Below are 21317 nucleotides of genomic sequence, written 5' to 3' on the forward strand. Positions count from 1 at the left end.
GCAGTTATATGAAATATTCTGCAATCGCATTATCCATGGTTTCTCTTTTGGCGTTATCAGCCTGTGACAGTGGTCCGAAGTCGTCGGCACCGGCAAGCACAGAGCAAGGCGCACCTATCACTTTAGAAAGCGCAGTTAACCACGAGGATCGCACGCCTGCGTATGTTGAGCGTGATCAGTTCCGCCATCCAAAAGAAACTCTAGAGTTTTTCGAACTTGAACCTTCGATGACCGTTGTCGAAATATGGCCAGGCGGAGGTTACTACAGCGAAATTCTGGCGCCATACCTCGCTGACGAAGGTACATTTTACGCTGCACATTTTCCGGAAGACACGCAAAGCGACTATTACCAGCGCTCACTCAATAAATTTAAAGAACGCCTCACCAGCGAAGCTGTTTTTGGCAATGTTGAGCTGACTCAGTTTGCCCCTTTGACACCACTGGAAACTGATATTGCGCCGCCAAACAGCGCTGATCGCATACTGACCTTCCGTAACTTACACAACTGGTATATGAGCGGCGGTGAAGAAGCTGTACTCAGCGCTTTTCGTCAGTTCCACCAAGCGCTAATTCCTGACGGCATTTTAGGGGTGGTCGACCATCGTTTGCCTGAAAGTGCCGATGACGGCGCTATGGAAAACAGTGGTTACATTAAAGAAAGCTGGGTTATTGATCTTGCTGAACAGGCTGGCTTTGAGCTTGTCGAAAGCAGTGAAATTAATGCAAACCCGAAAGATACAGCGGACCATCCTAACGGTGTTTGGAATTTACCTCCAACACTCAATGTCGAAGATGGTGATGACGCTGAAATTTATAAAGCTATCGGTGAGAGCGACCGATTCACACTGAAGTTTAGAAAACCCGTAGAATAAGGATACTCATGAAAGTTTTAGTTGTTGGCGGCGGAGGCCGTGAACACGCACTGGCGTGGAAAGCATCACAGTCCTCACAAGTAGACTGTGTGTTCGTAGCTCCTGGCAATGCAGGAACTGAACGTGAGCCAAACCTCACAAACGTTGATATTGCGGCCGAAGACATCGACGGCCTGCTTAACTTTGCCAAACAGGAAAACATCGGGCTGACCATTGTTGGGCCTGAAGCACCTCTTGTCGCCGGCATTGTCGACAAATTTACTGAAGCTGGCTTAGCCGCTTTTGGTCCTACAGCTAAAGCCGCTCAGCTGGAAGGGTCTAAAGCGTTCAGTAAGGACTTCCTGCAACGTCACAAGATTCCAACCGCCGACTACCAAAACTTCACAGAAGTAGAACCTGCAAAAGCTTATGTTGCTGAAAAAGGCGTGCCTATTGTCATCAAAGCAGACGGCTTAGCAGCCGGTAAAGGCGTTATTATCGCTGAAACCCTGGAGCAAGCTAACGCAGCGATAGACGATATGCTGGCAGGCAACCGCTTTGGTGACGCAGGTCACCGCGTGGTCATTGAAGAGTTTTTAAAAGGCGAAGAAGCGTCGTTTATTGTGATGGTTGACGGTGAACGCGCAATACCCTTTGCATCAAGTCAGGACCATAAGGCTCGTGACAATGGCGATACCGGCCCGAACACCGGTGGTATGGGCGCCTATTCTCCAGCGCCGGTCGTTTCTCCGGCTATTCATGACTGGGTAATGCGCCATGTTATTAAGCCAACCGTTGACGGAATGGCGGCTGAAGGTGCACCTTATAAAGGTTTTCTGTACGCCGGCTTAATGATTGCCGACGACGGAACCGCTAAAGTCCTCGAGTATAACTGCCGTTTCGGAGACCCGGAAACACAGCCAATTATGATGCGCCTTAAGTCAGACTTAGTTGAGCTATGTCTGCAAGCAGTCGAGGGCAAATTAAACCAAGCACCTATCGAGTTCGATGAGCGCGCGGCGGTAGGCGTCGTCATGGCTGCAGGTGGTTACCCTGAAAGCTACCATAAAGGCGACGTTATTCACGGTTTACTGGACGCTGAACTGGAGAACCAAAAGGTTTTTCACGCCGGTACCAAAATGAACGACGAAAACGTAGTTACCAGCGGAGGTCGCGTTCTTTGCTGCACCGCACTTGGCAAAACCGTAACCGAAGCTCAAAGCCTCGCATACCAACTGGTTGATAATATTAGCTGGGACAATGTCTACTTCCGCACAGATATTGCCCACAGAGCCATTAAACGCGAAAGCTAAAACCCACCTCCTGTCATAACACCGTCATAAAAAGGACTTATCATCCGTGGTGTTTATGACAGGAGGCTTTATGTCAACGAGCGATAACCGCCGGGCACTCATTTCACTCATTGATAATCAACAATTGTATCCCCTCTTTCAGCCCGTTGTTGATACTACCCGCGGTTGTGTGATTGGTCATGAATCCCTTATTAGGGGGCCTAAAGGCCATGTTCTGGAGTTTCCCGATAAACTGTTCTCGGTTGCTCACGAAAGCGATTTACTCTCAGAGCTTGAGCTTGCCTGTCGTTACGCCGCGATAAAAGAGTTTCAGCGCCGAGGTATGACCGGCAAACTGTTTTTAAACGTAAACCCCAACGTTTTAAAAGATGACTCCCACCCCCATGGTTCAACATTACGACTGTCACAGCAGCTGGGACTGGATCCTCACCAAATTGTTATTGAAATATCAGAGCGATATCCAATAGAGGATACCGAAAACCTGAAAGAAGCCATTATTCATTACCGTCAATTAGGCTTTATGATAGCCATCGACGACTTAGGTGCCGGCTATTCTGGCTTAAAGCTTTGGTCTGAGCTGCATCCTGATTACGTTAAAATTGACCGCTATTTCATTCAGGATATTCATGAGTCGTCGGTTAAACGGGTGTTTGTTCAAAGCATTCTCTCGCTGGCAAAAAATATACAAACGAAAGTTATTGCTGAGGGGATTGAAACCAAAGATGAGCTTGAACAGCTTCACGCATTAGGCATTAAGCACTGCCAGGGCTATCTGTTCGGTAGGCCTGCCAAGTTGCCTGCGAGAGATGTAAACACATCCCTTTTAAATACATATCAGCCTACTAAAAGCAGCTACCACGAAACTATCGCCAGCGTTGTTAATTCACTGGAAACTATTGCTGATGATGAACCGGCACTAGAGGCACTCAACCGTTTTACCAAGAATGCCTCATTGTCGTTACTTCCGGTCACCCGATACCAGCAAGTGGTAGGCGTGCTTCGCAGAGAAAAACTGTTAGAGCGTTTTTCCGGCTCTTATGGGCATGCCTTAAATGCCAGCAAGCACGTTGTGCATATTATGGAAAAAGAACCGATAGCTGTTGATTGGCGAGCATCGTTAGAAGACGTCAGTCAGTTAATCACTGAGCACGAAGAAACCGATGTCTATCAACATATTATCGTCACTCGCAATAACAGATATTACGGCGTAGCTTCTATAAAGAGCTTACTGCGGAAAATAACTGAGCTAAAAATTAATGATGCCCGACATGCCAATCCCTTAACTCAATTGCCCGGTAATGTAGCTATAAATCGGGTTATCAACGAAAAGTTGAAAGCTCAAACCCCATTTAGTGTCGCCTACTTCGATTTAAACCACTTCAAGCCCTATAACGATATTTATGGCTACGAGCAAGGTGATCAAGTGATCAAGTGGGTTGCTCAGCTACTGCAGAAACGCCTTACAGGGTGCAGTAACTTTGTCGGTCATATTGGTGGTGATGACTTTGTTGTAATATTTGATCACTCAGCGGGAAATGCAGGTCTCGTTGAAAACAGCTGTAAAAACGTTATTGAGCTGTTTGATAGGGATGTCATTCAGTTTTATCAAGAGGAACATATAAAGCTTGGCGGCATTAAGGCAGTTAACCGAGAGGGTCACCCAACATTCTTTTCTTTATTGAGCATTGCCGTTGGAGTGGTCAGCCCAGACGCTAAACTTTGTGAGTCGCACCATGACGTTGCCTTACTAGCAACCGAGGCCAAGAAAGAAGCAAAGCGTTTTGGCGGCAGCCATTGTTACCTTTGCCACCGCCAAGCCCCCAGACGCTTAAAGCTTGTTAGTTCACATTCTTAATCTTCGACAATCAAATCGTCTTCTGTGTCTGAAGAAGAACCTAATGAGTCATCTGCAAACTTACCTTTGCCATACATACTGGCGACTTTAGGGCGGTGAATTCGCGCTTGATATTTGGCCCAGGCTTTTTCAACCGGGGTAGCAGGCGCTTGCTCGCCTTTTGCAGCAGCCAGTAAGTCGATATCCTCTTGAGAAGTCGGTTTAAACTCTCCATTAAGCATGGCGGTAATTAAACAACCGTAGTGTGTCAAAGCATCGCTTTCCCGGATAGAAAAGTCGCCAGAACGCGCGAAGCCATAAGGGTAGTTTCTGAAATCGTTAAACGGTTTCTTCAATAATAACTCTCGGGTAATAATGGTCATGATAAGCCCTTCCTACAGACTAAAACCGAACAAAAAGCCTGTCGTTATTTACGACAAAAACGATATAGAGCCATACTGAGAATTTGTCAATGAAAATGTTTGTAAAACGCGTTTTAAATAAGTGCGGTAATGCCTATAAATAACAGGAGTTAACTCATAAGGAGGAATGCCCATGCGTTTATTTGCTTACACTACGTTAGCTTTGGCGACAGTAACGCTAGCCGCTTGTGGAGGTTCAGATGATGACCCGACCACACCGGATACTGCTCAGTTTACTTTAGGAGTGAGTGACGCGCCTGTCGATAACGCGGAGTCCGTGATTGCCTGCTTTAATGCCGTGGAGCTCACTGGAAACGGTAATGGAACGCAGACATTTACTGTTGGCGATGATTTAGAAGCGCCTGAAGAGAATGATCTTTGCCTCGACGATGAAGGTAACCCGATTCCTAATACTATAGGCATCGACTTACTTGAATTTACGGGTAACGAGTCGATGGTGTTTCTCGAAAATGCGGAAATTAAAGCCGGTCAATATGGACAGCTCAGACTGGTAATGGCCGATGGTTCGTACATTATGACTGACACAAATGGCGATGGAGAAGCTGAGCAAGTGCCTGTCCAGGTGCCGTCTAATGAACTTAAACTCGATGGGTTCATCGCTGATGCAGGCGGTAACCTTAACTTCACCGTTGAGTTTGATTTGCGCCACGCCATGACCAACCCTGTTGGTCAAGAACACTATATTATCAAGCCTCGCGGCGTTCGCTTAGTTGATAACTCAGCTGTTGGTCACTTGAAAGGAACGGTCGCGGAAGGGGCTCTGCTGTTTAATGAAGCCTGCACTGTCGCACCTGAAGATGAGTCGCAGCCCGTTGCTTACGTTTACCTTTATGAGGGCAGCGACTTAGAGGCTTCGACATTAGCAGACAACGGCGGTAGCGAAGAGAATGAGCCGTACGCGAGCACAGCGGTTTATTTTGACGGAGTTGATACCTATGACTTTACGATGGGTTTCATTGCGACCGGCGAGTACACCGCTGCGTTAACTTGTAATGATGCGGATGACCCAGAAGCAGATGATGACATAGAGTTTTTCCTCACTGAAAATGTCACCATTGAAGCATCAAGTGAGCCAGTAGAACTCGAGTTCGTTGGTGCAGCAAGCGAATAACTCGTTTCACAGTTTTAGGCAGCAGGGACGCTGCCTTTTTCTTATTTAGAGAGCTAAAAAGCTCCGAACGCTGAGCCTAAACTTCTGACACTCAGTACAATTGAAATGATGAACACCATTGCCGCTAACAGGTTTTGCCACCAGGAATTGCGATTTTGACCCAACAAGCTTCCCCAACTCAACCACCATAAAAAGCCCACAATAACAGGCAGCAAAATCCCATTAGCGACCTGCGCAAACCAAATAACGGTGACAGGCTCTATGCCAAGGCTGGAAATAGTTACGCCCAAGACCAGAATACTCAACCAGACCGTTCTAAAGGCCCTGCTCTTCAAATTCACTGACCACCCCATAATACCATTTAGCGCATAGGCGCTTGCTAAAGGGGCCGTTGTCGCTGAAGAAATTCCCGCAGCAAACAGACCAATTGCCATTAGATACGTTGCGGCATCACCAAATAGAGGCTCTAAAGAGACGGCTAAATCGGCAGCACTGGAGATTGTAATTTGGTGACCAAAAAACGCTGATGCGGCAGTCGCCACAATTGCCATGGATATTAAGCCGCCTAATGGAATGGAAACAAATAAATCGCGGCGAACTGCTGGCAAATCACTGGTTGACTGCCATTTTTTAGAAATACTGGAAGCATGCAGGAAGATATTATAAGGCACAACCGTTGTGCCAATGAGCGCAACCACAGTAAGCGTCGCTCCCGAAGGCATGCTGAGCACGAAAATACCGTTAAATACGCCAGTCCAGTCAGGATCGGTCAAAAAGAACGTACCTAGAAATGCGATACTCATAAGGAGCACCATGGCGATTAACGATTTCTCAATAACCCGCGCATTACCCGACCAAAGTACCAGAAAAGCCACAATACCAATAACGACGGCCCAGGCATTGCTTAACCATTTATCAACTAATGGCACAGGGCCCAACAGTTCATAAGCTCCTAAACTCGCTCCGGACAAGTTTCCGCCCTGGTAAACGCTGTTGCCAATGGCTATTGCACTGAAAATAAGCAAAAGAGCTAACCACCGCAGCCAGCCGGAGGTTAGATTATTTCGGATATTCTCGCCCAGCCCAGCCTGCGTTACTAACCCAATACGAGCCGACATTTCTTGCAAGATAAGACAAGCGAAAACAGAAAAAACTAAAGCCCATAACAAAGCATAGCCATAATTCGCACCGGCTAGCGACGCTGTAACAACAGTTCCCGGCCCTATGAAAGCGGCAGCGACCAGCGCGCCGGGGCCAAACTGAGAGAGTTTCATGAGGGGTCTTGAGGCGCGTCCGGACCCTCAATGGTTTCCATAGAGATCCATTTATTACTTAATGCCTCAGATAAGTCGGTTTCCAGTATTGCCTGAGCTTCTTCATAAGACACATGCAACTCAGTAACCCCACAAGCACGGTTACGTCCGTGCGCTTTGCCCATATATAACGCCATATCAGCAACCTGAAGTACTTTTTCCCAATCCATTTGTTTCTCTGAAACACCCGAGAAAGGTAGGCGAATAAAACCAATAGTGGTTGTCACTGGAATTTCATGACCTTCAAACCTAACAGGCTTTTTGGCAAGCTCGTTCAGTATGCGTTCACTCAATTCTTTTAAGTTCTCATCATCGACGTTGCGAACCAAGAATAGAAACTCCTCCCCGCCCCAGCGTATCAGCTTGTCGCTGTCTCGACAGATCATCTGCAGGCGTCGGCTAACTTCGGCCAATACTTCATCCCCCGCCGCATGCCCAAACTGATCGTTTATGCGCTTGAAAAAGTCGAGGTCAAGCAGGATTAAGCCATCGGATTGAGTCGCGGCATCACGGCGCTCACCATGTTTCCTGCGCTCATCCATTTCTTTTTGTAGTGCGCGCCGATTCCACAAACCTGTAAGCGGGTCTTTTAGCGACTGATCAGCCAACATACTGTTCGCAGCTTTCAAACGTAAATTCGCTTTTCGTGCTTTTCGATACATGATGAATACGAAAACAGTAGCAAATAACGCCACAATACCAAGCAACAACCAAATCATATTCCGCTGTTTGTTTATTTCAAGCAACTGTTCTTTAAGTTCATTTTGCCGCTCTAATAACTCGATTTGTTGCTCTTTGTCTTTGGTTTCATAAAGTTGTTGCAGGTTTGCGAGGTTTTTTTGCTGATCGCTTTGGTAGTGCTCCTTTGACAACGCAACCTGCTCTTTTAGAGTTTCTGCTTGTTTCTGATATAAGCCCGCAAATTCGTAAGCCTGAGCGAGTTCACCTAACATCGCTTCCACTTCTTTTGTTAACTCTTCATCCCTGTAAAATTGAACGGCATCCGTCATTTCTTTTAGGCCCGCCTCAGTATTCCCCTGATGCACCTCAACAAACCCTAAATTAAAATGTATAGTTTGAGCCATCCAAACATCTTCAACCTCTTCAGCAAGCTCTAGCGCTTCTAGTAAATGGCTGCGTGCCTTCTCCCAGTCTTTTTCATACATGTAATGATCGCCGAAATTGTTCAAAATTGTCGGCAACAAATAAATTCGTTCGCCACTTTTAGCGGTATCATAGGCTTTTCTTAATGAGTCATGCGAGGCTCGCCTGTCACCCATGCCGGCTTCGACATACGATTTATGAAGGTAAAAGTCAGGCAAATCGTAAGTTAATTCATGCTGTTTAGCATGCTCTATCGCTTTGTTAATGGTGCTTAAAGCACCTTCCCAGTTCTTCAGTTCGGACTGAATAACAGCGATAGAATAGTCTAGGTACTGCTGACGAATAGGGGTTCTTTCGTTGTTGGTTTCGCTAACAGCTTCCTGAGCAGCGAGCAAGTGACGCAGGGCATCGTCATACCTATTCCAGTCAGCATAAACACGGGAAATACGGTTGTGTGCAAAGTATCTAAGACGAGGCATGCGTGCGCTGGAAAGGTGAATCTCTATATCACTAAGTAATAAAAATGCTTCACCGTACTTGCCTTCATATTGGAGCAGCTCCAGCTGTGTTGCTAAAGCTTCCACTTTTACATCAGCTAGCTCTGTATTTTCAGCAAGATTAAATAATTTATCCAGCGTTTCAAAAGCAAGCTCTGTATTGCCTTCATAATAGTGCCAGTAAGCTTCATAGCTCAACGCTCTGGCACGAGTTGCAACCGGGGTTTCGCTAGAGATTTTTTCAAGAACGCCAAAAAGCAACGCTTTGGAATCGACGCCTTCTTCACCGCTAGTCGTAAGATACTTATCGAGCTGCTTCTCTATCGCCATATCAACCGGCACTCCGTTGATATTCTCAATAGGTGCCTGGTTTGCGTTAACCGCAAAGCTAAGTAGCAGCAATAATGACAAAGTAGCCCCAAAGTGAGCCCATTTATTGTTCTTGTTATGCATGGGTGCGACGTCGTTTCGTTTATAAATTAATCGCCGAGTTTACCCGAATTTTAACCATTGCACAAAATATACATCTGCGATAAAACGGATGTTATGACAGAAACAAAAATTAATTGGTCGAACGTTCTAAAATCGGGTCAGCGCATCTTTATCGGCTCTCATGCTGCGGTGCCAACAGCCTTAATTGACGACCTGATAGAGAACTCAAAAGATCTGCACGATATTGAAATTGTGCAGCTTATGACGCTGTCCGATAACAAATGGGCAGAGCCGCAATATCAGCAACTTTTTAAGGTAAATACCTTTTTTATCGGTGGCGGTACAATTCGCAAGGCTGTTAACGAAGGCCGGGCTGATTACACGCCAAGCTTTATTTCTGACATCCCCAACCTGTTCAATAATGGTATTTTGCCACTGGATGCAGCGTTGATTATGGTTGCTCCGGGCGATAAGTATGGCTATCACTCAATGGGTGTATCAGTTGATGTGGTAGCGGCTGCAGCTAAATCCGCAAAAACCGTGATAGCTCAGGTTAACCCGCAAATGCCTGTCACTTACGGACAGTCGTTTTTACACGAAAATCAAATTAACTACTTTTGGGAGCATTCCTCACCCTTGCCGGAACTGGCGCCGCCAGAGCACGACAACAGCAAAATCATTGAGCGTATTGGTCAGTATATTTCCTTGCTCGTCGAGGACGGTGCCACGTTGCAGGTTGGTATTGGCAATATTTGTGCAGCCGCTTTGAGATACCTCAGTAATCATAAAGATTTAGGCATTCATAGCGAACTGATTACCGACGATATCATGCATTTGATGCTGAAAGGTGTCATTAATAACCGCAAGAAAACCTTTCACCCGAATAAAATTGTGACGAGTTTCTGCATGGGGTCAAAAGCCCTATACGACTTTGTCGATCACAACCCCCACGTAGGCTTCTATCCGAGTGAATACGTCAACTCACCCGCTAATGTCGCACGTAACGATAAGTTAGTGGCGATAAACAGTGCTATTGAAGTCGATTTAACCGGACAAATCGTGTCGGACTCTATTGGACATCAATTTTACAGCGGTATAGGCGGGCAAGTGGACTTCAGCCGAGGGGCTTCCTTAAGTAAAGGCGGTAAACCAGTTATCGCTCTTCCCTCAACCACAAACGACGGTAAAGTATCACGCATCGTTCCCTTTATAAGAGAAGGGGCTGGCGTAGTTACCACTCGAGGGCACGTTCACTATGTGGTCACAGAGTTTGGGGTCGCTTCATTGCGTGGCAAAAGTATCCGCGAGAGAGCTATGGAGTTAATTCGGGTAGCTCACCCTAAATTCCGTAGTCACTTATTGCAGGAGGTTCGTAAACACTACTGGGTGCCACATTATCAGCAACAAACGCCGGTTGATGTGCCGGAGCTTGGCGACATTGGCTTTAAAAAGCTGAAAATCAACGGCGAAAATTTCGATCTGCGCCCGCTATACCCATCTGATGAACGTCGCCTGCAGGAATTTTTCTACTCGCACACTAAAGAAACGCTGCAATTGCGCTATAACGCCGTGCCCACTAGCATGAGTCGTGAAAAGTCCTGTAACTTAGTCAGTGTTGATCAATCTAAAGACCTAGCACTCTGTATTGTTCACCAAAAAGGTTCAGCCGTTCAAATTCAGGCCGTTGGGCGTTACTACTACATCGAGTCGCAAAATAGTTGCGAAGTTGCTTTTGTAACCCGCGAGAAATACCAGGGCCGCGGCATGGCGGGCAAGCTCTTAGATGAAATGATCCGCATAGCCCGGGAGCGCGGCCTGGACAGTATGCAAGCCTACGTATTAGCCGCGAATAAACCCATGCTGAGTGTGTTTGAACGGGGCGGCTTTAAGCGCTTGCCCAGTGAAGAGCCCGGTGAGGTTTTGCTAAAACTCGACCTTAAAGAAGGCAGTGAATAAATTATGTCGATAGTCGTATTCAGTCACGATGACTGCCTTAAACACATACCCAACGAGCAGCACCCCGAGTGCCCTGCCCGTATTGAAGCTATTAATGACCAACTCATTCGCTCCGGGTTCGACTTCGTTCTCATACGAAAAGAAGCAACAGAAGCACCCTGGGAAGCTATTCAAGCGGCGCATTCGCAAGCACATATCGACTTTATTCGTGCGGAAATTCCTGAGTTCGACCATGAATGGATAGATCCGGACACCTTAGTGACACCGGGTAGCTTAAACGCTGCCTTGAAAGCAGCCGGAGCAGCGGTTAATGCGGTTGACGATGTTATGACTACCCTCAACAAACAGGCTTTTTGTGCCGTTCGCCCACCCGGCCACCACGCTACGCGCTCAAAAGCCATGGGCTTTTGCTTATTCAACAACATTGCCGTTGCGGCGTACCACGCTATTGAACAACACGGGCTTGAGCGCGTTGCTATTGTCGATTTTGACGTACACCACGGCAACGGTACCGAAGACATAGTTCAGGGTGATGACCGTATCTTGTTCTGCTCGTCATTCCAGCAGGCCTTCTACCCCTTTACCGGCGAAGACAGCAGCGCCAGCAATGTACATAACGTGCCACTGCCGGCTGGCTGTAAAGGCGAACAATGGCAACAAGCCGTTTCAGAAAAATGGTTCCATGCCCTCGACCAATTCCAGCCTCAACTGGTGCTTATTTCTGCCGGCTTCGATGGTCACGCAGAAGACGACATGTCTCAGTTTCTCCTGAAAGAAGAGGACTACCATTGGATAAGCGTTAAGCTGAAAGAAATTGCCGACAAACACTGTGACGGTCGTATCGTATCTACGCTCGAAGGTGGGTATAATCTCAGCGCGTTAGGCCGCAGTGTTGTTGCGCATTTAAAAGGCTTACTCTAAGCGCACCTCTATTCTTAAAACATTCATAAAAAAGAGTCGAATATTATGGGATTAGTTCTTAAGCTTGTGGCGGGTATTGTCGCCGGTATTCTTATTGGGTTATACATGCCAGAATGGGTCAGCCAACTTCTGCTGACTTTCAAAACACTGTTCGGTCAGCTGCTGTTCTTCACTATCCCATTACTTATTTTGTTCTTTATTACCAGCGGTATTGCGAGCTTACCAAGCAACTCCGGAAAAATGCTGGGTAAAACCTTAGGCATTGCTTATGCCTCAACCGTTACAGCTGGTATTGTTGCCTTTTTCGCTGCCAGCATTGTCGTGCCCTGGTTGACCACCGATGCGCAGAGTGTTTCTACCGAAGCAAAAGCCACTATCGAACCTTTTATTGAGCTGTCGGTTCCACCGCTAATGGAGGTGATGTCAGCACTGGTGTTAGCCTTTATTTTCGGGTTGGGTATTGCCAGTACCAAAGCAGAAAACCTGAAGAAACTGTCGGATCAAGGCCGTGACATTATTGAGCTGCTATTGGTTAAAGTCATTATTCCTTTACTGCCGCTGTATATTGCCGGCATTTTCGCGGAAATGGCCGTTGCAGGCACGGTGTTTAACACGCTGAAAACCTTTGGTGTTATTCTGATACTCGCTGTCGCCCTGCACTGGGTTTACATTACCTCTATGTACATTATGGCGGGCATAAAAACCGGTCGTTCACCGCTGTTTTTAATCAAAAACATGCTGCCGGCGTATTTTACCGCACTAGGTACTATGTCCAGCGCCGCCACTATTCCTGTCACCCTGCAAAGCGTGCGCAAGAACAAAGTCGATAACGACGTTGCCAACTTTACCGTGCCACTTTGCGCCACCGTTCACTTAGCCGGCTCCACCATTACCATTGTCAGCTGTGCTGTTGCGGTTATGGTGCTGCATAACTCCCTCGCCATTCCCGGGTTCTTTACCATGCTGCCGTTTATTTTAATGTTGGGTATTGTCATGTTAGCTGCACCGGGTGTTCCAGGCGGTGCGGTTATGTCGGCGGTTGGCCTGTTAGGTTCCATGCTGGGTTTCGGCGAAACTGCAGTTGCCTTGATGATAGCCTTGTACATGGCTCAGGACAGCTTCGGTACTGCCTGTAATATTACCGGTGACGGTGCTATTGCGATGTTTGTGGACAGCTCGAAAAAGAGTTAGTGAAAACCTTCAAGCTCGGTTAGTCGCTAGTGCGTTTATAAATTTATATACACGCACTAGCGATTAAAATTTGATTTACACGCAAATGCGTATAATACTGTTCTTAAACGGACTCACGTTTAGGAATAGGTATGAAAATTACAAGCCCCCACGCGTTAGCGGTTCATTTAAAAGATGAAAGAAAACGACAAAGTTTAAGTCAGGCAAAAGTTGCTGAATCTGTTGGTTTAAGACAGGGCACTGTCTCAAGCTTTGAGCTTTCTCCTGAGAAAAGCCAAATAGATACGTTATTTCGGCTTCTATCAGCGCTGGGGTTAGAATTAAGCATTAAGAGCAAGGAAAACGCTCAGGAAAACAACACTGAACACTCATGGAACGAGGAATGGTAATGGATAAACTCGATATTTATATGAACGGGTTGCTGGTCGGTGAGCTGCACCGCAGTAACTCTGGCGCGCACCGTTTTACTTACAGTATCAACTGGCTCGATACACCGGGCGCCCGTCCCATTTCGTTATCAATGCCTCTAACAAGGAACGCCTACGAAGGTCCTGAAGTCATCAACTTTTTCGATAATCTTCTGCCCGATAGCCAGGAAGTTAGAGACAGGATTGTTGCACGCTACCGAGCCGACTCGAAACAACCTTTCGATCTTCTCAAAGCAGTAGGCCGAGATACAGTAGGCGCTTTACAGTTTTACCCTCAAGGGGAACAACCTGGCAATATAAAGACAATAAACTACCAGCCTCTGAATGACAGCGAGCTAGAAAAGGTTCTTCTCGGCTACCAGTCAAAAGCACCACTTGGCATGGTGAATGAGCTCAATGACTTTCGTATATCTATAGCCGGCGCGCAAGAAAAGACGGCGCTGTTGAAAATAGAAGATAAATGGTGCATTCCCGAAGGGACTACACCGACAAGCCACATCATCAAGCTACCTATAGGCAAGATTCAGGGAGCAGACCATACTATCGACTTATCCGATAGCGTTGAAAATGAGCTGCTGTGTCTGGAAATTGCCAGAGAGTTCGGGTTCGACGTGCCCGCTTGTGAGATTGTTAATACAGGTAGAGTAAAAGCCTTGGCTGTAGAACGTTTTGATCGCAAGCACTCCAGTGATAGATCCTGGCTCATGCGCCTGCCGCAAGAGGATTACTGTCAGGTGCTTAGCTGCCCTTCTGCTCGAAAGTACGAGTCTGACGGCGGTCCGTCCATAGCGCAAATTATGAAGCACTTACAAAGTTCTTCTAACTCTCACAAAGACAGAAGAACTTTTATGGCAGCACAGGTGCTATTTTTTCTGCTAGGAGCAACCGACGGTCACGCTAAAAACTTTTCTGTGTTTATAGAGCCAGGGGGTGGTTTCAAGTTAACTCCGATTTATGACATTCTTTCTGCGTACCCAGCTGTCGGCGGTCAAGGGCTTCATTTAAGAGACTTAAAACTCGCTATGACACTTAAAGGCTCAAAAGGTCGAAAATCAAAGCTTTTTCAGATTTACGGGCGTCACTTCATAAGTTCAGCAAAGGAAGCGCAGTACAGCCTAAAACAGATGCAGGACGTTCTTAAGGTAATGTATGAAAGCACAGATAACGTTATTGAAAAGGTTAGTAAGCGCTTACCCAAACACTTTCCAATGAAAGTTGCAGAGCCTATTTTTGAAGGTCTTAATCGTCGAAAAGAGAGACTTATTAGCTGACTTTTAGATAAAACTTGGAGCGGGAAACGAGATTCGAACTCGCGACCCCAACCTTGGCAAGGTTGTGCTCTACCAGCTGAGCTATTCCCGCATATTGGTACTTTTGCAGTATTCTGGAAAGTCTGACGTTGGAGCGGGAAACGAGATTCGAACTCGCGACCCCAACCTTGGCAAGGTTGTGCTCTACCAGCTGAGCTATTCCCGCTTCGTCAGTGCGGCGTGTATTCTACTGATACCACTGATAAGGTCAATAGTTTTTGCGCTGCAATTGGCTTATTTGCTGAAAAAATGTTCTCTGTAATGTTTCAGCTCATCGATAGACTCTCGAATATCTGCCAGAGCTTCATGAGCACCGGACTTTTTGAAGCTATCCGCTACTTCTGGCTGCCAGCGTTTAGCCAGTTCTTTTAAGGTGCTCACATCGAGGTTTCGGTAATGGAAAAACGCTTCGAGATCCGGCATGTGACGGGCTAAGAAACGACGGTCCTGGCAGATACTGTTGCCACACATAGGCGATACGCCGGCATCGATATGCTGCTGCAAAAATTCAATGGTTGCTGCCGCTGCTGTGCGCTCGTTATGCTGACTTTTTTGCACGCGTTCGACTAGACCTGAGCCGGTATGGGTTTTCACATTCCAGGCGTCCATACGATCGAGGTATTTCTTAGGTTGATGAACCGCAATTACCGGACCTTCGGCTATTGTATTGAGTTCAGCATCCGTGACTATAGTCGCTACCTCAATAATATGGTGTTCTTCCGGCACCAATCCGGTCATTTCTAAATCTATCCAGATTAAGCGTTGTTTCTTATTGTCTTCAGCCATTACCCTGCTCTCTCAATGCAATTTGTTGTATGATAGCGTCATTTAAAGCTCGACAACAGGTTATCCCGATTGGCAAAACGCAAACGTCTCAATAAAGGTCAGCAGCGCCGTGTGTCGGCGAATCAAAAAAAGCGGCTGAAAGGTAATGACGTCGAATGGAACGACGGCCAGCTTAATGCGCCTGAAACAGGCCGTGTCATTAGCCGTTTTGGACAGCACGCTGACATTAGAGATGAGCAAGGCAACACCTATCGTTGTCATATTCGCCGTGTGGTCGACAGCTTAGTCTGTGGAGACATTGTTCAATGGGCACGGGCGACGACTGAGCAGCAGGGTATGCAGGGCGTTGTCATCGCAGTGCACGAGCGCCAAAGCCTGCTTTCACGTCCAGACTATTACGACGGCCTGAAGCCTGTGGCATCCAATATTGACCAAATTTTTGTCATATCAAGCGTATTGCCTAGCTTTTCGGCACAAATTATCGATCGCTATTTAGTGGCGTGCGAAGACATAGGTATTGAGCCTATTATTGTACTTAACAAAGCCGACTTGCTCGACAATATCGATGACAAAGAACAAGCGTATATTGAGCAACGTTTAGCTGACTATCAGAATATTGGCTACACGGTGCTTCAGGTCAGCAGTACAACCGGCGAGGGGCTTGAAGCACTTAGGCAACGGCTTAAAGACCATGTATCTATTGTTGTCGGACAATCCGGTGTCGGGAAGTCATCGCTGGTCAATCAGCTATTGCCTGAAGTGAACGCCGAAACCAAACAAGTGTCAGATAATTCCGGGCTCGGCCAGCACACAACAACGGTAGCGACTTGGTACGACTTAGCCGAGGGCGGTGCGCTTATCGATTCGCCCGGTATTCGGGAGTTCTCATTGTGGCACCTGGAGCCAGAGCGTGTTGCCTGGTGTTATGTCGACTTTCGTGACTATTTAGGCGGCTGCAAATTCCGGGATTGCAAACATGCAGAAGACCCCGGTTGTGCTTTACAAGAGGCTGTCAGCAAGAATGAATTGCACGACTGGCGCCTTTCTAATTATCATCGCATTATTGAAACGATGAAAACACAGAAACCCAGCAGGGTCATTAGAGGTAATTAACTGTGGCAAAAACCGATAAAGCCAAAATATTCTTTCAGCACGTTATGCCGAAGCACCTTATTTCCCGCTTGATGGGAAAATTTGCAGCGGCACGTGCCGGATGGTTCACACAGACATTCATCCGTTGGTTTATCCGTCAATACAAAATTGATATGAGTGAGGCTATTGAAGAGTCACCGCAAGCGTATAAAACCTTTAATGACTTTTTCACGCGCCGTCTAAAGCCCGAACTAAGACCATTAAAGGCGGATGATGACGAGTTGGCACATCCGGTAGACGGTGCAGTCAGTCAGCTTGGCGAAATTAAAGACGGGCGTATATTCCAGGCCAAAGGTCACGACTACTCGTTACAAGAGCTGCTAGGCGGCAGCGAAGAAGATGCCAAACCCTTTATGAATGGCGGTTTCGCGACCATTTATCTGGCACCGAAAGACTATCACCGTATTCATATGCCATGCGATGGCGTGCTCAAGAAAATGGTTTACGTACCGGGGGACCTTTATTCAGTGAACCCACTCACAGCAGCCAATGTGCCCAATTTATTTGCTCGTAATGAGCGTGTTGTGGCTATTTTTGACACAGAAGTTGGCCCCATGTCGATGGTTCTGGTTGGCGCCACTATTGTTGCCAGTATTGGTACAGTCTGGTCCGGCACTGTGACACCGCCAACTGGTGGACGCATTCAAAGCTGGTCTTATCCGGCATCTGGCCCTGCGGCTATACACCTAAAGAAAGGTGAAGAAATGGGTCACTTCAAATTAGGCTCGACCGTGGTGCTGACGTTTGCCAAGGATGCTATAGAATTTGACGATGACCTTGAGCCTCGCTCTACAACTCGCATGGGTCAGGTCATGGCAAAAAGAAAAGCAGAAACTAAAGAGAGTGACGATTGATTTTATGGGCTCACCGGGGCGCAAGTTACGAAGCCCCGGAAAACACACTAGCGGCCTTTACGCGCGCCATGGACTCCGGCGTCCATGGCATCGAGCTCGATGTTTACGGCATTGACGGCGAGCGCTTCGTCTTTCACGACCGCTACCTCGAGCGCCTCACCGCAACGCCTGGTCGCTTAAAAGACTTATCTGCCGAGCAAATAAAGCATCTAAAAATATTTGGACAGCAACCCATACCGACGCTACGCGATGCCCTTAAACACATTAATGGTCACTGTCATGTGAACATTGAGCTAAAAGGCGACATTCCGACTCGCGAATTGCTTAAAGATGTGGATTTCGCACTAACCAATACGAGCTTTTCGCAAGAGCAGCTTTTGTTTTCATCGTTTAACCATCATTGGTTGCAACGCCTCAAAAAGCGTCGCCCCGACGCCCTTATTGGCGCTTTAAGTGCCAGCTGTCCGTTAACTTACTGTCAGTTTGCGGAGGATCTTAACGCCTATTCCGCTCACTTCGCCGTGGACTTTGTGACTAAAGAACTGGTCGAAGACGGACATGAACGGGGACTTCAGGTGTATGTCTACACGGTCGACGAAAGACACGATATTGAAGAGCTGCACGAAATGGGCGTTGATGGCATTTTCACGAACCATCCAAGCTTTGCACAAAATGTCATTGCCGGCTTAACGACTGCCGGCAATGATCCTATCTTGCACTATTAACTGTGGTGGTCCGGATACTCTTCCTGCATCGACTCCAGCTTACGTGTAATTGCCATAGGTGAACTGGTCTTCTGAGCCAGCGCAATGTACAACGCAGGAATGACGAACAAGGTTAAGAACGCCGATACCGCCACACCGGCAAATATCACCGTACCAATAACCTGACGGCTTTCAGCGCCCGGCCCTGAGCCAAGAATAAGCGGCATAGCACTCATGAGAGTCGTAAATGCAGTCATCACAATAGGCCGCAAACGCTGACGCGAAGCCCGCAGCACCGCCTCTTTAAAATCGACACCGGAGTCACGAAGCTGGTTCGCAAATTCAACAATCAAAATACCGTTTTTGGCAGCCAAACCAATAAGCATGACAATACCAATTTGGCTGTAAATGTTGATACTCATGCCCGTTACGTAAAGACCTATGAGAGCACCCACAATCGCCATTGGAACCGCTAGCATGATGACCAACGGATGTATAAAGCTCTCAAACTGAGCGGCTAGTACCAGGAAGGTAATCACCAACGCTAAGCCGAATACAAAGACGATAGAGCTGCCACTTTCTTTATAAAGTTGCGACTCACCTTTATAGTCAATAGAAACGTCTTCAGGCAACTTCTCCTGAACCACGCCTTCTAAGTAACTCAAAGCTTCGCCAAGCGAATAGCCCTCGGCTAAGTTCGCTTCTATGGTCACGCTGCGCATACGATTATAACGGTTCAGTCGCGCTGAAGTTGCCTGCTCAGTAACGCTGACTAAGTTTGAAAGCGGAATGAGCTCGTCACTTTTGCGCGAACGCACATAGATATTATCGATAGCGCTTGGACTGCGGTAGTCTGCTTTCTCACCTTCGAGCATAACGTCATACTCTTCACCTCTATCGAGATACGTGGTGACACGGCGCTGACCCAGCACGGACTGCAGCGTAATACCAATATCCTGAACCGACACACCTAAGTCCGCCGCACTGGCTTCATCAACTTCAATAAGCAGTTGTGGCAGCGTTTCTTTATAGTCGCTGTCCAAGTTTTGCAGCCCTGGGTTTGTTGACGCCTCTTCGATAACGATGTCGCGAAATTCCGCTAGGCGCTCATACGTATTACCTTGTAATACAAACTGTACCGGTCGACCACCGCCACCACTAATGCCGCTGCGCATGAAAGCGAATGCCTGAACACCAACGACAGAGTCTAATTGCTCTCGCATTTCTTCCATTAAGTCAAAGCTTGACCAGTCGCGTTCATCAAATGGCACTGCGCCAACAATGGCGATACCGGCACTGCCGCCCCAACCCGGCGCTCGGACAATTAAGCGGTCAATTTTTCCTTCGTCAATATATGGAAGAAGTATTTGCTCAATTTCATCCATGTGTCGTGAGCTCGACTCAAAGCTGGCACCTTCGGCACTGTTTACACGGATATAAAAGGTTCCGCGGTCTTCCGGTGGCGCAAACTCTTGCGGAATAAAACTAAACAAGCCATAAGCAACGACACCTGACATTACGACTAAAACTACCGCCACTAGCGGGCGCTTCACGCTTTTTTCAAGAATGTTGCCGTAGCCGTTTTCCAGCCAGTTAAAGGTCGCATCAAAAGCCCGACCAAACTTACTGGTTCGCTCTTTTTTGCTGAGTACTTTGGAGCTCAACATTGGGGTTAGCGTCAGTGCTGCAATACTTGAGAAAGCGACCGCCGCAGCTATGGCTAAAGCAAACTCGGTAAAGAGCTTACCAATGTTCCCTTCCAGAAACGCCAAAGGTACAAACACGGAAATAAGCACTAATGTGGTTGCTATAACGGCAAAGCCAACTTCTCGCGCGCCCCGGTAAGCGGCCAACAATGGCGGCTCGCCTTCTTCGATACGTCGGTAAATGTTCTCTAACACGACAATGGAGTCATCAACCACAAGGCCTATCGCCAATACCAGCGCCAGCAAAGTCAGAAGGTTGATAGAGAAGCCTAAGGCAAAAAGCACAATGTAAGAGGCAATTATGGCGACAGGTACCGTTAACGCGGGAACTATGGTCGCCCGTACATTCCCCAAAAACAGGTAAATCACGACAATAACCAGCGACATCGCTACGGCTAAGGTGTTGTATACCTCATCCACTGACCCCTGTATGAATATCGATGAGTCGTAGCTTGGCGCCAAATACATGGTTTCCGGAAGTGTTTCCTGTATGTTCTCCATTTCCCGGTGAACATTATTCACCACTTCCAACGTATTGCCCTTGGACTGTTTAATGATGCCAATACCGACCATATTCACGCCATTACCGCGGAAGTCGGTTTTATCGTCCTCGGCGCCGAGTTCTACCCGGGCAACCTCCCCTAAACGAACAAGGTAACCATCATCGCCCTGGCGTATTACAAGGTTTTTAAAGTCTTCCGGCGCCAGGTAAGCCCGGGCCATTCGAACCGAAAACTCCCGGTCTGTTGACTCAACCTCACCGGCAGGTAATTCAACGTTCTCTTCACGCAACCGATTAACAATATCAGTCACCGTCACACGCCGTGCCGCCATTGCATCGCGGTCCAGCCAAACACGCATGGCATAACGGCGGTCACCACCGATTACCACTCGCGCTACCCCGTCAGCCACCGACAGTCTGTCCACAATGTACCGTTCAGCGTAGTCGGTCAGCTCAAGAATGGACATGCTTTCACTGCGCAGGTTGTACCAAACGACCGTACTTTCGTCGCTGGAGGCTTTTGACACTTCAGGCGGGTCGGCTTCTTCAGGCAGGTTATCGAGCACACGCGATACGCGCTCACGAACGTCGTTCGATGCCGCATCAATGTCACGGGTTAAATTAAATTCGATACTGATACGCGAGCGGCCATTACTGCTACTGGAGCTGATATTTTTAATGCCCTCAATGCCACTGATGCGGTCTTCCACAAGTTGAGTGACCTGCGTTTCCACAACTTCGGCGGAGGCTCCCGGGTAGTCGGTATCAATTGAGACAATTGGGCGATCGATATCAGGGTATTCACGCAGCGGCAGCATCGTGAACGCAACAATACCAAACACCAATAAAAGTATGTTTAGAACCGTCGCAAATACCGGACGTTTAACAGAGAGATCAGACAACAACATA

Annotated in this window: 17 protein-coding genes and 2 tRNA genes; 12 read left to right on the top strand and 7 right to left on the bottom strand. The window is 47.5% G+C overall.

The window, feature by feature from the left end; all coding sequences use genetic code 11:
* Positions 1-8: 8 nt before the first annotated feature.
* From BLT32_RS11005 to BLT32_RS11015, 3 genes are all read left to right on the top strand, one after another.
* The gene (locus BLT32_RS11005) at positions 9-872 is read left to right on the top strand and encodes a class I SAM-dependent methyltransferase (RefSeq protein ID WP_053954318.1); all 864 of its coding nucleotides are present in this window, start codon (positions 9-11) and stop codon (positions 870-872) included.
* Between the two features lie 8 nt (positions 873-880).
* Positions 881-2164, top strand: a complete 1284-nt coding sequence (purD, locus tag BLT32_RS11010) for a phosphoribosylamine--glycine ligase (RefSeq protein ID WP_053954319.1) — start codon at positions 881-883, stop codon at positions 2162-2164.
* 70 nt (positions 2165-2234) lie between these two features.
* The gene (locus BLT32_RS11015; protein ID WP_053954320.1) at positions 2235-4019 is read left to right on the top strand and encodes a bifunctional diguanylate cyclase/phosphodiesterase; all 1785 of its coding nucleotides are present in this window, start codon (positions 2235-2237) and stop codon (positions 4017-4019) included.
* Here BLT32_RS11015 and BLT32_RS11020 read toward each other — a convergent pair.
* Entirely contained in the window at positions 4016-4381 is a 366-nt protein-coding gene (locus tag BLT32_RS11020) for a MaoP family protein (protein WP_053954321.1), read from the bottom strand. The two genes, BLT32_RS11015 and BLT32_RS11020, sit on opposite strands and share 4 nt — an antisense overlap.
* 172 nt (positions 4382-4553) lie before the next feature.
* Between BLT32_RS11020 and BLT32_RS11025 the strand changes: the two genes are divergently transcribed.
* A complete protein-coding gene (locus BLT32_RS11025; protein WP_053954322.1) occupies positions 4554-5552 on the top strand; it encodes a DUF4382 domain-containing protein in 999 nt (332 codons plus the stop codon).
* A 53-nt stretch (positions 5553-5605) separates the two neighbouring features.
* Here BLT32_RS11025 and BLT32_RS11030 read toward each other — a convergent pair whose 3' ends face one another.
* Positions 5606-6826: an Nramp family divalent metal transporter gene (locus BLT32_RS11030; RefSeq protein WP_053954323.1), complete on the bottom strand. Its 1221-nt coding sequence runs from the start codon at positions 6824-6826 to the stop codon at positions 5606-5608.
* Entirely contained in the window at positions 6823-8919 is a 2097-nt protein-coding gene (locus tag BLT32_RS11035; RefSeq protein ID WP_053954324.1) for a tetratricopeptide repeat-containing diguanylate cyclase, read from the bottom strand. Before BLT32_RS11035 ends, BLT32_RS11030 begins: the two co-directional genes overlap by 4 nt.
* A gap of 93 nt (positions 8920-9012) precedes the next feature.
* Here BLT32_RS11035 and BLT32_RS11040 point away from each other — a divergent pair, with 93 nt between their 5' ends.
* The 5 genes from BLT32_RS11040 (at position 9013) to BLT32_RS11060 (ending at position 14665) form a co-directional block, all read left to right on the top strand.
* A complete protein-coding gene (locus tag BLT32_RS11040; protein ID WP_053954325.1) occupies positions 9013-10854 on the top strand; it encodes a bifunctional acetyl-CoA hydrolase/transferase family protein/GNAT family N-acetyltransferase in 1842 nt (613 codons plus the stop codon).
* A 3-nt stretch (positions 10855-10857) separates the two neighbouring features.
* Positions 10858-11775 (top strand): histone deacetylase family protein, encoded by a 918-nt coding sequence (locus BLT32_RS11045; RefSeq protein WP_053954326.1) that lies wholly within the window; start codon positions 10858-10860, stop codon positions 11773-11775.
* A 45-nt stretch (positions 11776-11820) separates the two neighbouring features.
* Positions 11821-12966: a dicarboxylate/amino acid:cation symporter gene (locus BLT32_RS11050; RefSeq protein WP_053954327.1), complete on the top strand. Its 1146-nt coding sequence runs from the start codon at positions 11821-11823 to the stop codon at positions 12964-12966.
* Between the two features lie 131 nt (positions 12967-13097).
* A complete protein-coding gene (locus tag BLT32_RS11055; protein WP_053954328.1) occupies positions 13098-13355 on the top strand; it encodes a helix-turn-helix domain-containing protein in 258 nt (85 codons plus the stop codon).
* Entirely contained in the window at positions 13355-14665 is a 1311-nt protein-coding gene (locus BLT32_RS11060; RefSeq protein WP_053954329.1) for a type II toxin-antitoxin system HipA family toxin, read from the top strand. Before BLT32_RS11055 ends, BLT32_RS11060 begins: the two co-directional genes overlap by 1 nt.
* A gap of 15 nt (positions 14666-14680) precedes the next feature.
* On the opposite strand, the gene BLT32_RS11065 is transcribed toward BLT32_RS11060, so the two are convergent.
* The 3 genes from BLT32_RS11065 to orn form a co-directional block, all read right to left on the bottom strand.
* Positions 14681-14756 (bottom strand) — tRNA-Gly (locus BLT32_RS11065).
* Between the two features lie 38 nt (positions 14757-14794).
* Positions 14795-14870, bottom strand: a tRNA-Gly gene (locus BLT32_RS11070).
* 68 nt (positions 14871-14938) lie between these two features.
* Positions 14939-15490 carry an oligoribonuclease gene (gene orn / locus BLT32_RS11075; protein ID WP_053954330.1) on the bottom strand — a complete coding sequence of 184 codons (552 nt, stop codon included), beginning with the start codon at positions 15488-15490 and terminating at the stop codon, positions 14939-14941.
* A gap of 69 nt (positions 15491-15559) precedes the next feature.
* On the opposite strand from orn, the gene rsgA reads away from it, so the two are divergent.
* Genes rsgA through BLT32_RS11090 form a run of 3 tightly spaced genes read left to right on the top strand, consistent with a single transcriptional unit; the run spans position 15560 to position 18221 of the window.
* Positions 15560-16603 (top strand): small ribosomal subunit biogenesis GTPase RsgA, encoded by a 1044-nt coding sequence (gene rsgA / locus BLT32_RS11080; RefSeq protein WP_053954331.1) that lies wholly within the window; start codon positions 15560-15562, stop codon positions 16601-16603.
* Between the two features lie 44 nt (positions 16604-16647).
* The gene (asd, locus tag BLT32_RS11085; RefSeq protein ID WP_053954357.1) at positions 16648-17496 is read left to right on the top strand and encodes an archaetidylserine decarboxylase; all 849 of its coding nucleotides are present in this window, start codon (positions 16648-16650) and stop codon (positions 17494-17496) included.
* Positions 17493-18221 (top strand): glycerophosphodiester phosphodiesterase, encoded by a 729-nt coding sequence (locus BLT32_RS11090; protein ID WP_053954332.1) that lies wholly within the window; start codon positions 17493-17495, stop codon positions 18219-18221. Before asd ends, BLT32_RS11090 begins: the two co-directional genes overlap by 4 nt.
* Here the strand turns inward: BLT32_RS11090 and BLT32_RS11095 are convergent.
* Positions 18218-21316 carry an efflux RND transporter permease subunit gene (locus tag BLT32_RS11095; protein ID WP_053954333.1) on the bottom strand — a complete coding sequence of 1033 codons (3099 nt, stop codon included), beginning with the start codon at positions 21314-21316 and terminating at the stop codon, positions 18218-18220. The genes BLT32_RS11090 and BLT32_RS11095 overlap by 4 nt on opposite strands.
* Between the last annotated feature and the right edge of the window lies 1 nt (position 21317).

The sequence above is a fragment of the Idiomarina zobellii genome (assembly GCF_900100855.1).
GTDB lineage: Bacteria > Pseudomonadota > Gammaproteobacteria > Enterobacterales > Alteromonadaceae > Idiomarina > Idiomarina zobellii.